The sequence below is a fragment of the Streptomyces sp. 8L genome (assembly GCF_020176795.1).
Lineage (GTDB): Bacteria > Actinomycetota > Actinomycetes > Streptomycetales > Streptomycetaceae > Streptomyces.
Map to the genome: position 1 here is coordinate 1 of NZ_JAIUKE010000743.1, position 3315 is coordinate 3315.

At 69.0% G+C, this 3315-nt stretch carries 4 protein-coding genes; 1 reads left to right on the forward strand and 3 read right to left on the reverse strand.

The window, feature by feature from the left end; genetic code table 11:
• From LCE31_RS38120 to LCE31_RS38130, 3 genes are all read right to left on the reverse strand, one after another.
• Positions 1-257 (reverse strand): hypothetical protein (locus tag LCE31_RS38120; protein WP_225022743.1); only part of this gene is annotated, 257 nt, incomplete at its 3' end.
• A 445-nt stretch (positions 258-702) separates the two neighbouring features.
• Entirely contained in the window at positions 703-1095 is a 393-nt protein-coding gene (locus tag LCE31_RS38125) for a hypothetical protein (RefSeq protein ID WP_225022745.1), read from the reverse strand.
• Positions 1096-1139: 44 nt separating this feature from the next.
• The gene (locus tag LCE31_RS38130) at positions 1140-1478 is read right to left on the reverse strand and encodes a hypothetical protein (RefSeq protein ID WP_225022747.1); all 339 of its coding nucleotides are present in this window, start codon (positions 1476-1478) and stop codon (positions 1140-1142) included.
• 645 nt (positions 1479-2123) lie between these two features.
• Between LCE31_RS38130 and LCE31_RS40680 the strand changes: the two genes are divergently transcribed.
• Complete coding sequence (locus LCE31_RS40680; protein ID WP_263632784.1) at positions 2124-2249, forward strand: hypothetical protein; 126 nt, start codon at positions 2124-2126, stop codon at positions 2247-2249.
• Positions 2250-3315: the final 1066 nt, after the last annotated feature.

Below are 3315 nucleotides of genomic sequence, written 5' to 3' on the forward strand. Positions count from 1 at the left end.
GTCGGGAGCTGGGCGTCGAAGTAGCGGGGGTGGAGGTAGACCTCGGCGGCGTACGGGGTGAGGTCGCTGGGGTGGAGGTCGAGGCGGCGGGCGAGTTCGAGGACGACGTGCAAGGGCTGATTGGGCAGGTGGTCCAGGGAGATGTCGTGCTCGTGGACGCCGAGGAGGTCGGCGAGCTCCCAGGCGGTCATGCCCGCGTTGTGCTGGCGGCGGCGTAGTTCCTCGCCCCAGCCGCGGGGGCCGTCCGTTGCCCTCATCCATCGGCAGGGTGAAGAACCGGCTGGTCCACGACACGTGTGCGCTGACCATGACTGTGCGCAGCCCGTACCAGCCCGAGGGGCGGCAGTCCTGGTGGTTGAGGGACGCGCTCAGGAACGGGCCGCAGTCGTCGACGGCGAGCGCCGGCGTCTTCTCGCCCAGCGGCGCCCCGCAGGTCTGGCAGTCCCGCTTGTGGAGGTTGAGCGCCACCTGCTGGCGGGTCTCATCCGACAGCCGGGTCATGATCTCGTCCGCGACCAACAGCTCGGTCACTGCCACCGGGTACCTCCCCCTGCCATCAGGCCCGCCCGTCGCGTCCCGCTGCCGCAGATCATGGAGCGGGACACCATCCGGCACACCGCCGTTGCTCCGAGCTGCCCGATTCGGCACTCGCAATGGCCGAGAAGACGCTGTTGCCGCGCCAGTCCCGGGCCCGTATGGCGCCTACTCCAGGTGGCGTGGCACAGCCACTTCCCGGCCGGCCTTCTCGGCTCGGGCCCGGCGCAGCGCGGCGGCCTCGGTCACTGCGGCCTGGCGGCGGCGCTGGATACGAGCCTGGTCGATCGGGGCCGACGCATCGGCGGGGACGACGTCGGGCTCGGGGAACGCCCGGCGCGACAGCTCGTGCATCGCCTCCATCTGCCGCTCCACCGCTTCCGCGATGCCCGGGTCTACCCGGGAGGGCGGCGCGGCCTGGCGGTGCGTCTCGATCGCGCGGCGGTACCCATCCGGCGGCGGCCGGCGCTCCACCGGGGCGGCAGGCGCGGCCGGGGCCGAAGTGACGTCGGCCGCGATGGCGGGGCCGGTCCTCACGGGCGCGGGCGCCAGGACGTGCACGACGCGGACGTTCGCGCCCCGTACCCGCTCGTTGGCCGCCGCGATCAGCTTCGGGGCGCTCCAGCGCAGCTTCGTGCCGACGGCCGGGGCGCCGGGGACGACGTCCAGGCGGCCTGCACGCGCCCGTCGAGTTCGGGCACGGCTACGGCGAGGATGGTGTCGAAGTCGGCGAGGACGCTCCCACCGGCGGCCGGGGCGACCATGCCGCGCTCGGTCATCATTATGCCGATCGCGCTGCCCAGCCCGAGCGGCTTGCGCCCGGCGCGCCGTACGGTGGTGGTGCGCCGCTTCGGCTTCCTGGTGGTGCCGTTCTTCTTCGCCGCCTCCCGGGCCGCGATGAGGGCCTGGCGGGCGAGGTCGACGCCGCTCAGCTCGCCGGTCATGCGATCACCGCCCCGGTGGCGTCACCGTGCAGCGGGCGCGCGGCGAGGCCGGGCAGCCGGTCCGTCTACGACGCGGGCTTCTCGGGCCGGGCGGCGGACCGGCAGGTACTCGGCTACGCGCTCCCGCGCGGTGTCAGCGGCCAGGATGTGCGGAGCGGCCCGCAGGGACACCGCGTGCTGGTGCGGGCAGGCCTGGAGTCGAGCCCCCTGGGCCAGGGCGCTCTCATTGCCGGCAAGCGCGGGACACGGAAATTTCGTCACCTGGAGCAACCAATCGATCGCGCATGTATGACATCGATGTCCAGAAGTTCCATTTTCAACGTAAGCAGGCAGCGTCGTGTGACTTCGGTCTCGTCGCACCCGGGAACCGGGCACTGCGTTCCCCACGGTCGGTCAGAGATCGTCCCAGCGTGGGCCGTTGGAGCTCGGGGGGAGTGCTCCCGTGACGGCACGTGACGCTCTCGGCTGACACTGAGTGCCAGCGCCGTGGCACAGTCGATGGTGCGGCTGGTAGCGCCGAGTCCTCCTGGGCGCGGGTAATCTACTGATACCCGAGAGCCACCTCTCACGGTCAACCCGTCTCGCGAGTCTCCATGGAGCCCGCGAACACGAAGTAACGGGCTCGACCTGAAAGGGGTGGACCTGATGACCCATGGGTCTGACGGACACTGCAACTGCTGCACAGCGGGCCACCGTTACAAGCGGTACCGCTGGCTGCTACCGGTAGCCGTGGCGATCTTCAAGGTCGCCTGGTGGCTCCACCGGTCGTAACGCAGCAGGCCCCCGCCTAAAGGCCGGGGCCAGAGCAAGCTGACGTGTCACTCGGCGGGAGGGCCTCACCGTGCGCTTATCCGGGCTACGCGGTGGGGTCCTCCTTGTTTTCCACGACTCGTCAGTGCCGCAGCGAACGCAACGCCATTGTGGCGTCCGTCACGTTACGCTTCGGCAGCGCCTCTATCTTGCATGGCGCGAGGGCTGAACGTCGACCTGGGGGCACCTATTGATCTGCGCAGATCGTCGCGTTTAGCGGGTAATCCACCAGCTCAAGGCCTTCTTTTAAATTTTTTGTGTCACACCTCACACATACGTACGGTGCTTCCCCCACGCTTGAATGGGTGCCAAACGCACACTTTTTGCCGGGCATTCGCACTCCTGGGCATGTGTGCGCGTACTTTAGCGGGCCCCACTGACAACTTGCTTCGCAAAGGTAAAGGTCGGGGGCCGCCGGCGGCGGACAGGCGGCGAGCCGCACCCGGCTTCTGCGGTGCGGGACGGGGTGCGCTGGTCGGAGACGTCCCGTGTTGCCGACAGTCGACCTGCACCCGGGCGCGAGCTGGTTGCGCCCACGCTCCTGCGCGCTTCGGGCGCGGGCCTGGAGCGGATAATCGGCCCGCCCGCGAACGGCGTCGCAGGGGGTGTGATGCGGCTCAGCCAGAAGGTGCGGGCAGTGATCCTTAACCCGGGTCAATCCGGGATTTGTGAAGGACGTTGAGGATATTGAAGGAACCCTTGTTATCAATTGGCATATGCCAACGGCACGTTCGGAAAGCAATGCTTTTGGGTGCGCAAGGCGAAGGGTTCTTCCGATGTGCCCAAGGCGGCGTCCCAAGACGGTGCGAGACGGCGCTTGCCGCACGCGACGAGGAAAGATGCATGACGGCAACCACCTGCGGCATGCGGCATGCGGCACGGCGTAGGGTCCATGCCCGGGCCCCCCTCGTGTTCTTTGACCTGGGTGGCACGCTGGCCGACCGACAGCCGGGCCTTCCCCCGCGAAAGTGGACACGTGTTCGGGTGGTTATGCGGCCAGCGTGAGCTTATCGGACTCCTGCCGGTG

What these genes read in the sequence shown, in the direction of transcription:
- LCE31_RS40680 (WP_263632784.1), top strand. Translation starts at nt 2,124, where the DNA reads ATGACCCATGGGTCTGACGGACACTGCAACTGCTGCACAGCGGGCCAC.
- LCE31_RS38130 (WP_225022747.1), bottom strand. Translation starts at nt 1,478, where the DNA reads ATGACCGGCGAGCTGAGCGGCGTCGACCTCGCCCGCCAGGCCCTCATC.